Here is a 16,401-nt window from a genome sequence, read left to right on the forward strand (position 1 = left end):
ACATAAGCACCTATATCATAAATGAAAAACTTTCGCAAGCCTGATTTTTAATTTTTCTTAATTATTTTAATGAGTTTTCTTTTATTGGACAGGCACTATATTACAAAAAAAATGCAGGAAAATAATTTGTTCAAGCATCATACGATGCAGGAGGTATTGGATGATCTCGACATCATTGAGTGCTTTGAAATGCCGGGGCAACAACTGCAGGTTGGAGAAATAACGAAACGGCAGATGGATTTTTACACTAAATTGGGCGTTACGCCTCCAACCTCGTTACAATAACACGGGAATTCAGGTTGTAATGCTGGCCCTGGCATTTCGTTCAATGAGGCCGACGACTTGCAAGGCGATTTTAAACAGAAACAGATAGGCCTCAATCCGCTGGGGCGTATGGATATATATGGGTTCAAGGCGATAGCTGCCCTTGGCCCGGCGGTTGGTATGCTCGACCTTGTATTGGTCCTTGTGGGCTTTCATTGCAGCCTCAACTGGCAATTCCTGGCAGGAGTTGTTGGTTACCAGCGGGTAATAGCCGCACCGGTCAAGAACTTTTTCAAAAGCCTCGGGGTTAAAGACAAGCTCGACTCTGAAGTGATCGGTTGTCACGGCCACTTTTTGACCTTGCCCGTTTTTCGGCTGGCGGCCTCTGCGCTTGTTCTTGTAGGTGACAACCGGCTGGTTTTTGATACGGTACGTGAAGAAATCGGCTGTTTGGTTTTTCTTTAGGATTTTTTGGCAAGCCGTCTCAATGGCCTGCCGGGTTTTGAGCTGGTATTTGTTGAGCTTACCGGTCAGCTCATCAAATGCGGCTTTGGTTTTTTCGATGCGGTTTTCCAGGGTTTTGCGTTTTCGTTTGAACAAGGACTGATCATAGAGGACAATCATCCGGAAGGGATAGGATTTACCTTGGTATTCAATGGGCAGCGCGACTTCAAAACCGCGGTTGAAGCGGCCTTTGTGTGGTAGCAAAAGCTCGTGATCATGATGGTCAATGGCATTGTGAAGAGCGGCTTTATAGGATTCATACATGGGCAGTGGGGCAAGGAAAAAGCCGTCATGATCGTGGATGTAGGCCAGGTTTTCGCGGCTGGCGAGCTTGGCGTCGCCGACATAAAGAAACGACCGGTCTTCCAGGAGATCGATCAAATGCAGCCACTGTTCAACATAGGTGGTGACATCGGCCCTGTTGCCGCTGTAGGCCTGCTGGAACAAGGGAAAGGCGCTGTCGGAGCTCACGGATAGAGACCAGACCAGTTGTTTCAGATCGTCGCGGTGTTTTTTGTTAAACCCGAAGGTGATGTGAATGGTATCAGGGGCCAGCCTGTTGTTGTAGTCGCCGTAAACAGAGGCAGTGGTAGTGTCATTATGGCAGATATCTGTTCGGATATTAAAGGAGGAGATCATTTGCCGGGTCATCATCATCTCAAGGTTGCCGAGGCCGTAGCGGTACAAAGCATCAAGGGTATCGGCCAGGCGGTCGTCAAAGTATTGATGGGGCTCAATATTGGGCAGCAATACCTTCAACACGGTGGTTTCTCTGGCAAAGCGGCAAATCCGGTAAAGCTGCATGACCTGGAACAAGATGCCTGTAATCATGGCAATGCTGGCTTCGCCATGGGTTAACACTTTCCGCCGTGGATCTGTTGGGATATGCTTGTCAATGATTTCGGCAATGCCGCACTGATCGAAAAAATAGCGCAGGATCGGTGCGAACCCCACAGCCCGGGTGGTTACATTTTTAACAATATTTTTAGGCATATATAGAGCTCCAGAGGTTATAGGAACTCTATTATGCAACTAGAAAAAAGTCTAGCGATATTTTCAATGATTATGGGCAGTTATGGGCTACGAGAGTTTTAAAATGATTGTTTATCAGCTTTTTTTAGAAATTTTCTTCGATTTTCGTTGATTTTTAAAATTCTTAAAACCACACACGCAACAAGCGAAATGTGAGTTATAATGGTTTTTTTGAATATGAAAGGCAATGGTCATACCAAAGGGATGCACACAGCACATCGTCGCTGTTGGCCGGGTGGGAAAATCCCGCCGGGATGGTTTCCGGAAACCTTCCGGCACAATTGACAACGGCTCAATTGTGGAGTGATTTTGAAAATTATCCGGCCGCAGCCGGGGATTCAAACAACGGATTGGATTTTGATGTTGCTCTGTATGTCGCTGATGCATCGGGTTACAACAATTCCGGTACAAATCCCGATGAAAGTGCAGTTGATGAGGAAGAAACAGGCGCTACGGGTACGGGCGCCTACAGGTCCCCGCTTGGCGGTGTGAATTTTTACATCGCCGGCCGGTCAAATGCCTATGGCGTCTACAGCCTGAATTCGGCCGGGACATCCGGTACCGGCAGCCCCGGTTCCTTTACTCCCGTACGCGGGGCTGCAGGCGGCGGTGAGGGGCCGGAAAATACCGATTTTGGTGGTTATAACACCGAACCGGTTTCCTCCGGGCCGGCACCGGTGCCGGAGCCTGCAAGCATGCTGCTGGTGGGAATCGGCCTGGCCGGGCTTGGGGGATTGACCAGGGGCAGACTCAAGCGCAGGAACTAGTCTGTTTGTAAAAAACCAAAAAGCAACTGCCGCACAGGGCGGGGTCTGAAAAAGGCTCCGCCCTGTTTTGTGTGGTCACTTGAGCACAATCCGGTCGAAAAACAAAGTTGTGTCTTTGGCCGGGTTTGTCACAAACACCCCAAAGGCAAAAATTTCCTTGAGATCCATTTGACGCTCCAGGGGCGCGTGGCGCACGTCTGTAAGGTCTATTTCCACTTCGGTCCAGGTTTGCGGGGTCAGAAGAAACGATTTGTTGAAGCGGTCTGAAACCTGCTGGGATGGCAGATTTTCATGGGCTGTGTCGTGTATGCGTGCGGTCAAACGGATCGGGCCGGATTGCGGGTTGTAAACGGCAAACCCGAGCCTGGAAAAAGATTGCCAGTTGCGGGGCATGTAATGCAGGAAAATCCCGCTATAGGTATTGTCTGCGTCAAGCCGGAGCCTCAGGCTGTGCTTTCCGTGAAAGGCCCTTTGGGATGTGATTTTATAGTCTGCTGTATCACTTTTGAAGCGGCTGGCCTCAAAGGGTGTCTCAAAATCTGCCAGGACGGGAAATTGACGGATTGCTGTTATATCGTCTGACACGGCCCGGACAAACGGCCAGGAAATCAATGCGATGATACAGGCAATTGCTGCATATGGGATGGTTTTTTTGCCGGTTTTGTTCCGGTTTTTCCAAAACAGGTATATACCGGCACCCCCAAGGTTGACAAGGATGTCTGAAAACGAGGGGAATCTGCCGGGAATCATGGCCTGGACAAGCTCAATGACGCTTCCTGCAGCCAGAACCGATGCCCCCAGAACCAGGGCCTGGCACCGTAAACGCCGCAAGAACAGGCCAGGGGAGAAACTGTAAATCAGATGCCCCATGAGAAAAAAAAGCACCGCGTGGCCAAGGTTCCAGAATTCCTGCACGGATCGAAGACCTGGCCCGGCGTTTTGCGACGGGCTGAGCATGCCGGCTATGCCGGCGGAAAAGACAACAGCACAGAAAATGTCTGTTCGTTTCCGTATCAAGGCGCCATCTCCCGGGAGTCATTTAAAGCCATGGACATTTCAGAGCAGGGACAAGGCTTGCAGTCTTTGCTTTTATTGGTTATTGCCGGTTCGGGCAAGGATAAATTTGCAGGAGCTTGAAAATAAAACTGATTCGCGATATAGTTAATTATGATGATGAAAAAACGGTTTTCATACACCGGTAACCAATCGCTACCGTCAGACAGGGGGAGGAGGGGTTTTTGTTTTTAAAAAACAGCCGGACCGGCTGCACAACTTTTGCGGCATGCCTTGTTGTTTTGTTTTTGTGCGGCTGCGATCAATTAACCGGCGCCATGCCCTCCCGGTCCCTGGCGGAAATCAAAAACAGCGGCAAACTGGTTGTGTTGACCCGCAATGCACCCACCACCTATTATATTGATCAAACAGGACGGCCCACAGGTCCGGAATATGATCTTGTTGAATCTTTTGCAGAGTTTCTCGGAGTGGAGGCGGAATACAGGATATGCCATACCATTGATCAGGTCTTAAGCGACCTGGAAGAAGGTAAAGGGGACCTGGCGGCCGCGGGTTTGAGCATTACCGAGGCCCGGGAGAAAAAGTTCCGGTTCTCTCCGCCATACCAGGAAATCACCCCCCAGGTGGTCACCAGGCGGGACCGCATTCAACCCGAATCCGTTGAAGATCTGCTTGGCATTGAGATTGTTGTCATTGCCAGCAGCAGTTACGTTGAACGGCTGACGCATCTCAAGGACACCCAATATCCCGACCTGCAGTGGGAGGAGGCACAGGATCAGGCCACCGAACAGCTTCTTTTTGATGTGTGGGCGGCCAATATTGACTGCACCATTGCCGATTCCAATATCGTGGATATCAACCGGCGTTATTACCCGCAACTGATTGCGCCCATTAACCTGGGCCGGGCCCAGGAACTGGGATGGGCCATGGCACCCCGCAGGCGGGATCTGGCCGGGGCCATTGGCAAATGGATGAAGGATTTTGAGCAGACCGGTCAGATGGATCAGGTCCATGAAAAGTACTATGGTTTTTTCGAGGCCTTTGATTATGTGGACACCATGCGATACCTGCGGCGGATTCAGGCGCGGTTTCCAAAGTACCGGGAGTATTTCCGCAAGGCTGCGGAAAAATACGATCTGCCCTTTGACCTGCTTGCGGCCCAGGCCTACCAGGAGTCCCACTGGAATCCCCATGCCGTCAGCCCCACGGGTGTTCGCGGCATCATGATGCTGACGCTGACAACAGCCAGGGAAATGGGGGTGTCCAACCGCCTGGATCCCAGACAAAGCATTTTCGGCGGCGCCAAGTACCTGGCCCGGCTCAAAAAAAGGTTCAGTGAAAAAGTCACCGAACCGGACCTGACCTGGCTGGCTTTGGCGGCCTACAATGTGGGGCGGGGCCATTTGCACGACGCACAGGTGCTGGCCCGGCAGTTTGGGTTAAATCCCCATTCATGGCGAGATCTAAAGCAGGTGCTGCCCCTGCTGGCGGACAAGCAGTATTACAAAGACCTGAAATACGGTTATGCCCGGGGTTATGAGCCGGTGCGGTATGTTAAAAACATCCGGGAATATCAGCACATCCTGAGAAATGATCTCTACAATGCCGGCAATTCCAGGCAGACCAGCAGCAGATAGGATGCCAATCGTTTGATTCAACAACAAGGAGGAAGCGCAATGATCGCCGTTATCGCCAAAATTCCGGTTGTGCCGGAAAAAAAGCAGCAAGCCCTGGAAGTGATCCGGAATTTGATGAAGGAAGTGGCCAACGAGGAAGGCACCCTTTTCTATAGTGTCAATGTCAGTGATCAGGATCCCAATACCCTGGTTTTTATCGAGCGCTATAAAGACATGGATGCGGTAAGCTCCCACAGCTCCACCCCGCATTTCAAGGAGTTCATGTCCAAAGTGGCCGAATTCGGGGCTGCAAAGCCTGAAATTACCCTCTATGAGGAGATTGAATCGGTCTGAGACAGCAAAAGACGGGCTCGCCGGGCCGGCAGCAAATGCGGCCCGGCAGGGTTTATCTGCCGCGATTCTGTTTGACCCGCAGCAGCCCGGGGCTGTTGTGAATGTGCATGAGCGTTGAGCGCTGGCCAAGGTTTAGAAAAAAACGCTCCAGGCGTTCAAACAATACCGGCTGGTCCGGCCAGGTAAAGGTTTTTCGTTCCTGCTCCAGGTCCTTCCACTCCCGGGCTTTGGACGGGATGGCGGCAAATGCCTCCTGTCTGGCGGGATGGCAGACAAACATTTCGCAGACAATGGGCTTGACCTGCCAGAGGCACCCGTTTTGGGTCAGGAAAATGCATTTTCCCGCAAAAGCCGGGGAGGCAATGGCCTGTTCGAGTCTGTCGAGCTGGGGGGTTGTGGACTGGAGGGCATTGATGACCACGTCTGCAAAAAACACGATAATGCCGTCTTTGGTGCAGCAGCCGCTGATGTCGGTTTTAAAGCATTTTTTTGTGCATACCGGCTCTATGTGATTTTTGTAGAACCGGGCGGTTTTCTGCCGGAATTCCAAATAGGCGGTGATCTGTTGGTCCAGATCGGCAGGCGGAATTTGATGCATGTGCCGGCGTACGATTTGCAGCGCCTCGTGCTGTTCCATCTGGTAGTCGTTCATGGCGGCCCCGGACTATTTGTCTGTGATCTCAAGAATTTTTTTTGATGTATATTCTCCTGTGTCCGCCAGGGCATCTGTTGGCAGAAACCGATGCGCATTGGCGGAAAACAGGCAGGTCACTGAAGCCGGGAAATCCTCGTCAGCTTTATAGACAATATAGCACAAGGCGATTTTGGGAAGCGGGTGTACCACGAATGCAAAATCGCCGCTCACTTCCGCAGGCGCATCCCTCCCGGAGAGTTGATCCCGGATACGGGGCCGGGCCTTATCCATATCTTCGACCCTGGGAACCAGGATCTGTTCGGTGTGCGTGGCAAATGCGCCTGAATAGGGCATGCTGCCGGGCAGTTGTTTAAAGGCGCAAAACGGTTCGGCAGTCAATGGTTCATCAGAGGCGTTGATGGCATACAGGGATATCAGAATTCCAAGCACGGAGGGGCATTTGCGGCCGTCCATGTCAATGCCGTCAGGGGATATGGTGCAAGTCCGGCCGAATGCCGGGAAGCTAAACCGGCTGCCCCGCTTTTCTGCCGGCAGCCTGTCGGCAAGATCGGCGGGCAGATCCGCATACAGGCGCCGGAGATTGTCCATGACGATTTTTTCATAATTGTCAGTCATGACCGGCTCCATCTTGCGGGTTAAGTGATAAATTCGGATGAAAATATATATATCATATTCCGGCAGCAGGATAAAGCGCAGATGATGGCAGGCCGAAGGGCAGGCTTTGGTTTAAAAGACGGGGCACAACGGCAAGGCAAGGGATGCCCTGTCCGGGCCTCCGGGGCCATGGAAAAGGAAATCAGCCCAGGGCCCCAAAGTGTACAGCCCCGGGCTGATGGCAATGAAAAGATGCTTATTTTATCTTGGTTACTTTCACAAAATTTTCCTGCAGGGCAACAGCGCCGCCCACAGGATCCCATTTTTTCAGGGCACCCGGCATGAACTTGTTGTCAGCCAGTCCCTTGCCGTAGGCGCGGCTTTCCACCGGCAGTTTGTGGCCGAACCCGTGCAGCACGAACACGGCTTCCGGGTGGATAAAATCGGTCACCTTTGCCTTGATCTGCTCGGTGTAACCGTTATTTGAAACATTGACAGTCTCATTGTTTTCAATATGCAGTTTTTCCGCTTCCCGGGTATTGATCCAGAGCACGTTTTCGGGCACCAGTTCGCCCAGGACCGGATTGTTGACCGTATGGCCCTGGGTGTGCTGGGCACAGCGGCCGAATGTGAGGCGGAAAGAGCCTTCCGGCGGGCTGTCAGCGGATTCATAGGGTTTCAGGGATGGTATTCCCAGGTCTTCGAGCTTTTGGGATATAATTTCGAATTTTCCGCTTTTTGTGCCGAATTTCAAGTTGTCCCGGTCCTTGTAAATCGGCCCTTTGGTTAACTTGACCATGCCGGTTTCGTTAAAATCCTCAATGGAAACCCCTGTGCCCTGGAGCTGGTAGTTCCATACGTCTTCGATTTTGTCATAGGTCAGATCGTTTATGCCCAGACGCCGGGCCAGGCCGGAAAAGATTTCCCAGCAGGCCTTGGTGTCAAACCGGGGCTCAACCGCCCGGCGGCGCATGAAGAAATAGGGCTGTAGGGCATTTTTTGCGGCAAGTACACTGTCGCGTTCCAGATAAGGGGACAGAGGCAGCACAACATCAGCATACCATGCCGTGTCACACCAGGTAAAGGTCACCGATACCAGCAGGTCCAGGTTGTCAAAGATCTGTCTGAGCCGGTCCGGCTCGGGATAAGCCATCAACGGGTCATGCCGAAAGGCGATATAGCCCTTTACCGGGTACGGATCTCCGGTTTCCATGGCTTCGTAGAGCAGGTGGGCCATCCCCGGGCCCTCGTCAAAGTGGGTGTATCGCCAGCCCACGCCGTCTGCGCGTTTTTCCTTGGGCTTTTCAAACAGATCCATAAATTTTTTCAGACCGGAATAGCCTGCGTCCTTGGGTTTGTTGACAAAGGGCAGGCCGCCTTTGGCGCCGTAGGAGCCCAGCAGGGCGTTGATGATGTAAATGGAGCGGCACAAATAAAAGGTGGTGTCATACCGGGCCATCATCCACCCCGGATGCCAGAGCACGGCCGGGGCATCCTTTGCCAGCTGATGGACAAAGGAACGAATCTGGGCGGCCGGCACACCGGTTTCGGTTTCCGCCCATTCCGGTGTGTAATCCTTGGCAAAGGATTTGAGGGCTTCCAGGTCCTGGATGTATTTGCGGGCAAAATCCTTGTTGTAAAGGTCTTTTGTGAGCAGCTCGTTGATGACCGCAAGGTTAAAGGCATAGTCGGTTCCCGGCCGAACCATGAAAAACCGGTCCGCCTTGGTGGCCGACACATTGGCCCGGATATCAATGACGGTCAGCCGGCAGCCTTCATTCATGGCATCGGTCAGGTCATTGACCTCCTGGACCCCGATGGCTTCAAACACGTTGCGCATCTGCAGAATCACGTGTTTGGCATTTCTGTAATCATAGGCCACGTCCTTGCGTCCCGCGCCGCTGACGGATTTGGCGGCGTGCTGGACATTTCGGGCGCAGGAGGAGTCATGATTGACATAGTTGGGCGATCCCAGGCCCCTTAAAAACGCCCGGTGGAAATCCCGAAACGGTCCGCCCCGGTCGGATAAGGCCACGCCCCGGGGGCCGTGGTTATCCACCACGCCTTTTAACTTCTCCGCGGTATAGTCCAGGGCCTCTTCCCAGCTGACTTTCCGCCATTTTCCCTCACCCCGCTGACCGTCGCGGATCATGGGATGGCGGATGCGTTCATTATCATTGATCAGGGCTTTTCCGGCCACACCCCGCGCGCAAAGGGAGGTTTTCATGCCCGGAGCATTGGGATTGCCGCGAAGAAACCGGATGTTGCTGTTTTCCACTTCCGCCACCATGGGGCATCGAACAGTGCACATCCCGCAGATTGTGTAAACGTTCTCTGTCGTCATATCCATTGTCTCCTTTTGTCCATAAAACCGCAAACGCTCAAATTGTTGAGTATGTCATCCTTCCTGAAGGATTTCACTGTCATAAATTTCCTCAAGCCGGCGTTTGTGCCTGAGTTCCTCTTCGGCCAGAAACGAAAAAAGCTTTTCGGACTTTTCGCTGGCGCACCGGCCTTTCCAGGCCTCATAAAAGGCATGCGCCTTTTCCTCTTTTTTCATGGCCATGGCAAGGGCCTCCTGATAGCCGATCTCCGGTGAAAACCGGACATCGATCATAAAATCGCTCAGGTGCAGGTCCCTGACGTTGCCGTGTTCGTCCAGGTCGGAAAAAGGCTTTTCCGCACTCAGATCCAGGTCCGCCAGAAGCTGGCGATGCCGCGATTCTTCCTCGGCCATTTCCCGGAAAAATTCTTTAATGCCTTTGTTTTTGGCAGAATTTGCACAGTCGCGGTAAAAGTCCCGGGCCTTTTCCTCCCGGGTGATGGCAAATGCCACCACATCGTGCATGGATCTGCAGCTGACCTCTGTCATGATTTCCTCCGGTGTTACATCCGTTTGATGCGCGAGGCGCTTTTTATCCGGTCGGACAACAGTTTCGCGCATGTTGGACAGTATCGGTGATGCTCCTTGACGTGTGGATGATCATCGGTTCTGTTCTCCACCCGGCTCATGAATTTTGGCGTGGCAAAATAGCGGCCGCAGGCTTCGCATTGCAGCAGCGGGTTCTGACCGATCACCTCGTCGCGGATGGAAATGATGCGAAGTCCGTTTTCATCCTTCTGATGGATCACGCCTGTGGGACACATGTTCACACAGGTGCCGCACCCGATACATTGGTTTTCGGGCCTGGGCACAACATAGGAGATCCCGTTGCGTTTTTCCATTTTTAAGGCGTTGGCACCCACCAGTTCCTTGCAGGCGCGCACGCAGAGCCGGCATCGGATGCATTCATCCGGGGGTGAGCCCATGTCAATGCCGTGCTTTTCCGCCAGTTTCCATATTGCCGGTGCTTCGGGCGCATATTTGGCAAGATTTCGAAAGGCAGTGGTGCGTGCTTTTTGCACGCGCTCGTTGTCCGTGATGACCTCCATGCCTTCAACAGGCTTGGTTATGCAGGACAGTTTGACCTGTGAAGGCTTGCCCGGCACCATCACTTCCACGGCGCAGAGCTTACAGGCCCCGGCAGGAGAAAGGGCTGGATGGTAGCATAAGGCCGGTACATCGATGCCCTGTTTGCGAAGGAGGTCGATGAGTCGTTTTTCCGGATCCGCCTGGATTTTTTGGTTATTGACGGTGATTTCAACCATTGTTTTTTTCCCCCGCAGGTGCGTGCCTATTATTCAATGATGCGCAGGCAGTCCTGGGGCAGCCGGTGCGTGCCTTTTTCATCCAGGCTTACCTCGATTAACGCATCCGGGTCGTTTTTGCTGACATCCGGATCCGTGATAATGCCGTGGAGCCCGATAAATGCCTCCATGTAATCTTCCCAGCTTTCGTCGGTGGAGCGTTGAAAAATTTCCACTTTCTGGCCCTGTCGAAATGTCATGATCCGTACCTCCTGACGGGATTGCGGGCATTTTGCCGAGTGTGACTATCTGGGCGGCGGAGTGATTTCCGCATGCTGCCCGCCGCTTTGGCGCCTGGCACATTCCAGGCATATGCGTCTGCCGTTTGACGTGGGGCTGACATCCCGCACGCGTTTGACAATATAATCATGGTATCGGGCCGGGCCGAGCACGGCGCCGCAGACTTCGCAGTATTCAAGCTGCAGACGGTTTAACACCGTCCCGCACAGGGAAAGCTCCCGGTAACCGTCGCGGTCTGTCATCTGCATGGCCCCGGTGGGGCAGTTGGTGGAACAGGCACCGCATGCGATGCAGCGCTCGGCAGTGATCCGCAGATCCGTAGGGCCGGGGTTGTCGAAATCCAGGTATCCCAGGCAGAGCGCTTCAATTCCCATCTTGTCCCGGCAGATTTCCACACACCGGCCGCAGCGAATGCAGATGTCACAGCGCAGACATCTCTTGGACTCTTCATGGGCCTGCTGCTCATCGAATCCCAGGTGTACCTGCTGGAAAGTAATGCGTCGCCGGTCATTACTTAATTGATGCATTTTCGGCCGGTCCAGGTCCGTTTTCAAAGAAGCGGGAAGGTCAAAGTGGGGCAGGCGCCTGCGGCGGACCGGAACCCGCGGCAGGGCCGGCTGGGCAATGCCTTCAAAGTGACGGTGGATGGCCGAGGCGGCCTTTTTGCCCCCGGCAATGGCTTCCACCACGGTTGCCGGTCCGGTAACCGCATCGCCAACAGCAAAAACCCCCTGCTGGTTGGTTTGCATGGTCACCGTGTGAACCCGGATGGTATTGCGTCGGGTCCAGTCCACCTCTTCCAGCGCCTCAAGGCCCTGGGGTCGGATTTCCTGGCCGATGGCCGGGATAATGACGTCTGCTTCAATGACGTGCTCGCTTCCCTCCACCGGGACCGGACGCCGGCGGCCGGAATCATCGGGTTCGCTCAGTTCGGCGCGTACGCAGACAATGCCGGTGGCACGGCCGTCGGCTCCCTGGATCTGCTTGGGGATGGTCAGGTAAGAAAAGACCACGCCTTCTTCTTCAGCTTCCACAACTTCCTCGTGATGGGCCGGCATCTGATCATGGGTCCGACGGTAAAGAATGGTCACTCTTTCGCAGCCCAGGCGCAGGCAGGTACGGGCCGCGTCAATGGCCACGTTGCCGCCGCCGACCACGGCCACTTTTTTGCCGGGCCGCCGGTGATCGCCAAGGCTTACACGCCGCAGAAACGACACGGCCGGAATGACGCCTTCATAATCGTCTTCTCCGGGAATCATCAGCTTGTAGGAACCATGAGCGCCAATGGCCAGCAGAAAGCCTTCAAACCCCTCGGAGCGAAGCGATTCAATGGTGACATCTTTTCCCAGCCGGGTGTTGAGCCGGATTTCCACTCCGAGCGATTCGATCATGGCCACTTCCCGGTCAATGACCTCCCGGGGCAGCCGGTATCTGGGAATCCCGACCATCATCATACCGCCGGCCACGGGAAGGGCCTCGATCACCGTCACCCGGTATCCCCGAAGGGCAAGATAATAGGCAGCGGTCAATCCGCCGGGGCCCGCGCCGATGATGCAGATTTTGCGGCCGTTGTCCGGTCCGGGTTCCGGGTTCTGGTAGCTATGGGCGGACATGGCCTTTTCGGCAGCAAATCCTTTTAAATCCATGATTGCAATGGATTTGTCCATCCGGCCCCGCACGCACATGAATTCGCAGGGGTGTGTGCACACCAGGCCGCATACCCAGGGGAAAGGGTTGTCCCTGCGGATTACGGAAATGGCTTCTGCATATTTGCCCTGACCCACCAGGGTCACATATGATGGAATGTCAATACCTGCGGGACAAGCCATCTGGCAGGGCGCCGGGGTCAGCATGGGGCATTTGCCGGTGGGGCAGGTATGAGTGCGGATGTGGCTTATAAACTCTTCCTGGTGCTGATCCACAAATGCCGTCACATGCTCGCCCAATTCCCGGCAGGCCGGCGTCAGGCCCTCATCCGCCAGGTTTTGGGCAAGTTCCAGAATGCTGTCCAAGTGATCGTCGCCGGCCAGGCCCTGGGAAACATCGTGGACCAGATCGAAAATCTCAGTGGCCCGCTGTCGGCAGCGGGGATGAGTCAGCGATCCGTCATTTAAGGTCTGCTCGATTTGATCGTGCAGTTTTTTTACATTGCAGGTTTGGGAATCCATCTCAACCGCCTTGTGCTGGTCCGGTTATAAATCCTGGTTATAAGTCCTGGGCCCGGGCCCTGGCGTAACGTTCCCGCCTGACTTCCGGGATTTCATCCGGGGTGCCGAAATAAAGACATTTTGTCGGGCACACCGTCACGCAGGCCGGTTCCAGGCCCGCTTCGACCCGTTCGTAGCAGTAGTCGCACTTGACTGCCTTGCCGGTTTCCGGATTCCACTGCGGCGCCCCCCATGGACAGGCGGATATGCATGTTTTGCATCCAACGCAAAGATCCGGATCCACTGTGACAATGCCGTCTTCTGTGCGGGGGCGCATGGCACCGGTCGGGCAGGCTGCCACGCACCACGGATTTTCACAGTGAAAACATGGCATGAAGGTATAGGCGGTTCTGGGCAGGTTGCCCACCCGCCGGGGGCCGACTGCGACCACCAGGGATGGAAACGGGCCCCTGGGAAGGGCCTGCCGGCTTTTGCATGCCGCCACACAGGCCATGCAGCCGATGCATCGTTTTTGATCCTGAAACAGGTAGTATTTGCTCATGATTTCGGAGACTCCTTTGTTGCCGGGCGGTTTTGGTCAATCATTTCATATCTGCGGCACAGCCATTGCCCGCCGGCCGCGCCGAAAATTCCGCAGGCAAAAAAAACAGCCAGCAGAATTAAGGATGGATGGGTGCCAAAAAAATTCCGGTCTACGATGACCTGCAGAACGCCTGCTGCGATTGCCGGCCCTGTTCCGGCGCCAAGGGCCAGCAGCCAGTTGGCTTTGCTGCCGGCTGAAAAACGTTTTTCCCGGAACCTGTAGCCTGCCGCAGCGCCGCAAAAGGCTGTGACAGGGGGTAGCCAGGCAAACAACAGGTCCGGGGCAATGCCGCATACCACAATACCAATGGCAATAACGCCAAAGACGCCCATAAGAAGTGCGGACAACAGGGCATACCAATCTGGAAATACCGCATCCATCCATTCTGTAAACATTCGGACAGACTGCATTATACTGTCTTTTCCGCCGAAGCGGTGCTGTTTTGTTTCTTTTCAAGCCTGATCCGGATAACGAATGCGGCGACATAAAAAAACAAAACACAGCAGACAAACCAGAAGACAGCACCAATGGGGTGCTGCTGACCGTTGAACCAGGGAAGCATAAACAGGTAAGTCCTGCCGGTCAGGGCTTCCAGCGCTTCAGGCGCATAGGTGGCATTGACGTATCCCAGCATCAGAAACAGGGGGATATACATTGTCAAAAGGTTCTTTAAGAAGCCTTCGAAAAAAAAATCATAGTAAACCTTGTTGAGATGTCCCTGGTCAATGTTTCTTCCCAGATCTTTGGCCTTTTCCGGATCCGCGTCTTTTAGCTGAAGTGCCTGCTGCTTGACATCATACCAATAGTAAAACTCTTGCTCCAGTTCTTTGTAACGCTTTGTCTTGAACTTTTTTCCAAACACCCTGGTAACAGCTGCTGTGAGCACGGCAATGCCGGCCACAGCAGCTGTCGGGCCCAGCATGTGCAGGGGGCTGAACAAAATGTCCAGCCCTTGCTGCGCATGCTGTACCATTGTTACAATAAACATCCAGAGTGCGTCCATCATTGCTGAAACACCCTATATCCAGATTTCAATTTTGAAAAACCGGAAGAAGAGGAAAAACAGCACAACCGCCAGGATAACCTTGAGCTGTACTTCGGTAAACATCTTCTGCATCCGGCTGCCGATGTATCCGCCCACAAAACCGCCGATGATAATGGCGATGGCGATCCAGAGGTCAGGCAGGTAACCGTTTAACAGGTACCCGATAAAGGAACCGATACTGGAAAAGCAGGTTCCCACCAGGGAAACCGGCACGGCCACGTACATGGGCAGGGCGCCGATCATGGTCATAATCGGGGTGAGCAAAAAGCCGCCGCCGATGCCGAAAGCCCGGGCGATGATGCCGATACCCACACCGATGATGCCGAAGAGCAAGGGGTTGATCTTGAAGTCCTCGCCCCAGAACTTGAACTGGTAGTTAAACAGCTTGTTGGCACCGGTAGACATGGGCTCAATACGGCCCATGCGGGCAGCCCGGCCTTCTTCCTTGGCCTTCTGGACTTCCTCGTTGAACTTCTTGGTCATGGCCTTGATGTTCTGGCGTTTTTTCATGGCACGGGGGGTGAGCTCATACAGGGTCCGGATGCCCATGATCACCACCAGCACCGCGAGCCATTCCTTGTAGGAGGCAAGCGGCAGCACCTCGGTTACGTACTTGCCCAGCCAGATGGAGCCGATGAGAATGCCCACGCCAAAGGATAGTCCCACGGGCCATGCCACGCGCCGTTCCTTGATCGCGTAACGGTAAAACGATCCCAGGGGTGAAAACAGGGTCAGGGCCACGTTGGAAGGGCGAAGCACGTTGGCCGCGTTGATGCCCACAGGTCCCATGGTGTTGACCACCATCACCTGATAGGCGGCCATGAGCATGCCGCCGGCCGCACCAATCAGCGAGAAAAATGCGCCCACCAGAATTGCACCGAGAATGATCCAGAGCGGGTTCATGTACCGGCCGCCCAGGGACAGCCAAAAGCCGTTTCCGGCCAGGGTATATTCGCCGATCTCCTCTCCGTTGACAACCACGTTAAAGGCAGTGTCGGGCGGGGTGTGGCGGAAGGACTCAAACGTGGCGGTGAATTCGCCCGTGGTCTTGTCCAGGTCGATCGTTGTCCCTTCATCCCAGTAATTGCCGCTTTTTTCATGGTCTGTGAGCACGCTGCGGGCAAAAATGGTGACCTTGCCCACCTGGGTGCGTTCCTTGGTGATGGTGTTGATCCCATAACTGTTTTCATGGTTGTATTTGAAGAACGCCCATTCTTCCGGAGTTTTTAAGGGGCCGAGCATGCTTTTGGCTTCCTGGTCCAGCCCCTGCCAGTCAGAGAGCTTAAACATGGTGGTGCTGTAAATACCCTTGACAAATGAGGGGCCGCCAAAGCGCTTTTTCTCCACCGTCCCGAAGCGGCCGGGGTTGTTGGTGAGCATGTAATAAAGGACAGGCACTGACGTGTCTGCCTCAAATGCGTTTTTTTCCACAGCGGCGTTCAGGCTTTTGATTTCATTGACGCCGCCGGCCTCGTTGGGGGCAAATTTGCGCTGGGAAGCGATTGCAATGTATAAATCGTTTCCCGGCTCGATTTTGCCGGAAATGGTCACTGTATCACCGGCCAGGTATTCCTGCTGTTCGATTTCCGCCTGGACCTGTGCCAGGGCGGGCTGCGCGCACCATACAAGGGCGGCTGCAATTACCATCCAAAAAAGTTGCATTCTGTTTCTGCGTACCGACATGTACACCTCCTGTGAGCTTCTAATGGTTTTTATTGATGCATCCTGGTTCTGTTCCGTATTTATGGGCTGCACCTGCAGACATTGAAAGTGCCCAAGCAATAATCATACCAGGTGAAGAGTTTATTTTTGGGTGCAGCAATAATCCCGCAAAGATGAAATATGCCGGAAATTTCAGAAAATTAAACTGCTTTTCAA

17 protein-coding genes and 1 pseudogene are annotated in these 16,401 nt (G+C 53.8%); 5 read left to right on the forward strand and 13 right to left on the reverse strand.

Annotated elements, in window-relative coordinates:
- Window positions 1–90: 90 nt before the first annotated feature.
- Window positions 91–285, forward strand: a pseudogene (locus ACTCIA_RS11715) (IS1634 family transposase); the annotation flags it as partial.
- A 9-nt stretch (window positions 286–294) separates the two neighbouring features.
- Here ACTCIA_RS11715 and ACTCIA_RS11720 read toward each other — a convergent pair.
- Window positions 295–1,761, reverse strand: coding sequence for an IS1634 family transposase (locus ACTCIA_RS11720; RefSeq protein ID WP_463002005.1), 1,467 nt, complete (start codon window positions 1,759–1,761; stop codon window positions 295–297).
- 389 nt (window positions 1,762–2,150) lie between these two features.
- Here ACTCIA_RS11720 and ACTCIA_RS11725 point away from each other — a divergent pair, with 389 nt between their 5' ends.
- Complete coding sequence (locus ACTCIA_RS11725) at window positions 2,151–2,567, forward strand: PEP-CTERM sorting domain-containing protein (RefSeq protein WP_463002006.1); 417 nt, start codon at window positions 2,151–2,153, stop codon at window positions 2,565–2,567.
- A 75-nt stretch (window positions 2,568–2,642) separates the two neighbouring features.
- Here ACTCIA_RS11725 and ACTCIA_RS11730 read toward each other — a convergent pair whose 3' ends face one another.
- Window positions 2,643–3,524 carry a VanZ family protein gene (locus ACTCIA_RS11730; RefSeq protein ID WP_463002030.1) on the reverse strand — a complete coding sequence of 294 codons (882 nt, stop codon included), beginning with the start codon at window positions 3,522–3,524 and terminating at the stop codon, window positions 2,643–2,645.
- Between ACTCIA_RS11730 and ACTCIA_RS11735 the strand changes: the two genes are divergently transcribed.
- The 3 genes from ACTCIA_RS11735 to ACTCIA_RS11745 all read left to right on the forward strand — a co-directional run bounded on the left by ACTCIA_RS11735 (window position 3,429) and on the right by ACTCIA_RS11745 (window position 5,551).
- Window positions 3,429–3,704: a hypothetical protein gene (locus ACTCIA_RS11735; protein WP_463002031.1), complete on the forward strand. Its 276-nt coding sequence runs from the start codon at window positions 3,429–3,431 to the stop codon at window positions 3,702–3,704. The two genes, ACTCIA_RS11730 and ACTCIA_RS11735, sit on opposite strands and share 96 nt — an antisense overlap.
- A gap of 101 nt (window positions 3,705–3,805) precedes the next feature.
- Window positions 3,806–5,218, forward strand: a complete 1,413-nt coding sequence (gene mltF, locus ACTCIA_RS11740; protein WP_463002007.1) for a membrane-bound lytic murein transglycosylase MltF — start codon at window positions 3,806–3,808, stop codon at window positions 5,216–5,218.
- A 39-nt stretch (window positions 5,219–5,257) separates the two neighbouring features.
- The gene (locus ACTCIA_RS11745; RefSeq protein ID WP_463002008.1) at window positions 5,258–5,551 is read left to right on the forward strand and encodes a putative quinol monooxygenase; all 294 of its coding nucleotides are present in this window, start codon (window positions 5,258–5,260) and stop codon (window positions 5,549–5,551) included.
- Window positions 5,552–5,603: 52 nt separating this feature from the next.
- Here ACTCIA_RS11745 and ACTCIA_RS11750 read toward each other — a convergent pair whose 3' ends face one another.
- From ACTCIA_RS11750 to ACTCIA_RS11800, 11 genes are all read right to left on the reverse strand, one after another.
- Window positions 5,604–6,203 carry a hypothetical protein gene (locus ACTCIA_RS11750; protein ID WP_463002009.1) on the reverse strand — a complete coding sequence of 200 codons (600 nt, stop codon included), beginning with the start codon at window positions 6,201–6,203 and terminating at the stop codon, window positions 5,604–5,606.
- A gap of 12 nt (window positions 6,204–6,215) precedes the next feature.
- Window positions 6,216–6,821: a DUF3786 domain-containing protein gene (locus tag ACTCIA_RS11755; RefSeq protein WP_463002010.1), complete on the reverse strand. Its 606-nt coding sequence runs from the start codon at window positions 6,819–6,821 to the stop codon at window positions 6,216–6,218.
- Window positions 6,822–7,056: 235 nt separating this feature from the next.
- Window positions 7,057–9,144, reverse strand: a complete 2,088-nt coding sequence (locus ACTCIA_RS11760; RefSeq protein ID WP_463002011.1) for a molybdopterin-dependent oxidoreductase — start codon at window positions 9,142–9,144, stop codon at window positions 7,057–7,059.
- 54 nt (window positions 9,145–9,198) lie between these two features.
- The gene (locus ACTCIA_RS11765) at window positions 9,199–9,672 is read right to left on the reverse strand and encodes a ferritin-like domain-containing protein (protein WP_463002012.1); all 474 of its coding nucleotides are present in this window, start codon (window positions 9,670–9,672) and stop codon (window positions 9,199–9,201) included.
- 14 nt (window positions 9,673–9,686) lie between these two features.
- Window positions 9,687–10,448, reverse strand: a complete 762-nt coding sequence (locus ACTCIA_RS11770; protein WP_463002013.1) for a 2Fe-2S iron-sulfur cluster-binding protein — start codon at window positions 10,446–10,448, stop codon at window positions 9,687–9,689.
- Between the two features lie 29 nt (window positions 10,449–10,477).
- Window positions 10,478–10,687, reverse strand: a complete 210-nt coding sequence (locus tag ACTCIA_RS11775) for a hypothetical protein (protein WP_463002014.1) — start codon at window positions 10,685–10,687, stop codon at window positions 10,478–10,480.
- A 45-nt stretch (window positions 10,688–10,732) separates the two neighbouring features.
- Window positions 10,733–12,895: an NAD(P)-binding protein gene (locus ACTCIA_RS11780; protein WP_463002015.1), complete on the reverse strand. Its 2,163-nt coding sequence runs from the start codon at window positions 12,893–12,895 to the stop codon at window positions 10,733–10,735.
- 37 nt (window positions 12,896–12,932) lie between these two features.
- Window positions 12,933–13,436: a 4Fe-4S dicluster domain-containing protein gene (locus tag ACTCIA_RS11785; RefSeq protein WP_181552656.1), complete on the reverse strand. Its 504-nt coding sequence runs from the start codon at window positions 13,434–13,436 to the stop codon at window positions 12,933–12,935.
- Window positions 13,433–13,873: a hypothetical protein gene (locus ACTCIA_RS11790; protein ID WP_463002016.1), complete on the reverse strand. Its 441-nt coding sequence runs from the start codon at window positions 13,871–13,873 to the stop codon at window positions 13,433–13,435. The genes ACTCIA_RS11785 and ACTCIA_RS11790 overlap by 4 nt, the downstream gene beginning before the upstream one ends.
- Window positions 13,874–13,887: 14 nt before the next feature.
- Window positions 13,888–14,484, reverse strand: a complete 597-nt coding sequence (locus tag ACTCIA_RS11795) for a hypothetical protein (RefSeq protein ID WP_463002017.1) — start codon at window positions 14,482–14,484, stop codon at window positions 13,888–13,890.
- Window positions 14,485–14,496: 12 nt separating this feature from the next.
- Window positions 14,497–16,185, reverse strand: coding sequence for a sulfite exporter TauE/SafE family protein (locus ACTCIA_RS11800; RefSeq protein ID WP_463002018.1), 1,689 nt, complete (start codon window positions 16,183–16,185; stop codon window positions 14,497–14,499).
- Window positions 16,186–16,401: the final 216 nt, after the last annotated feature.

This window comes from Desulfosalsimonas sp. (genome assembly GCF_055149105.1).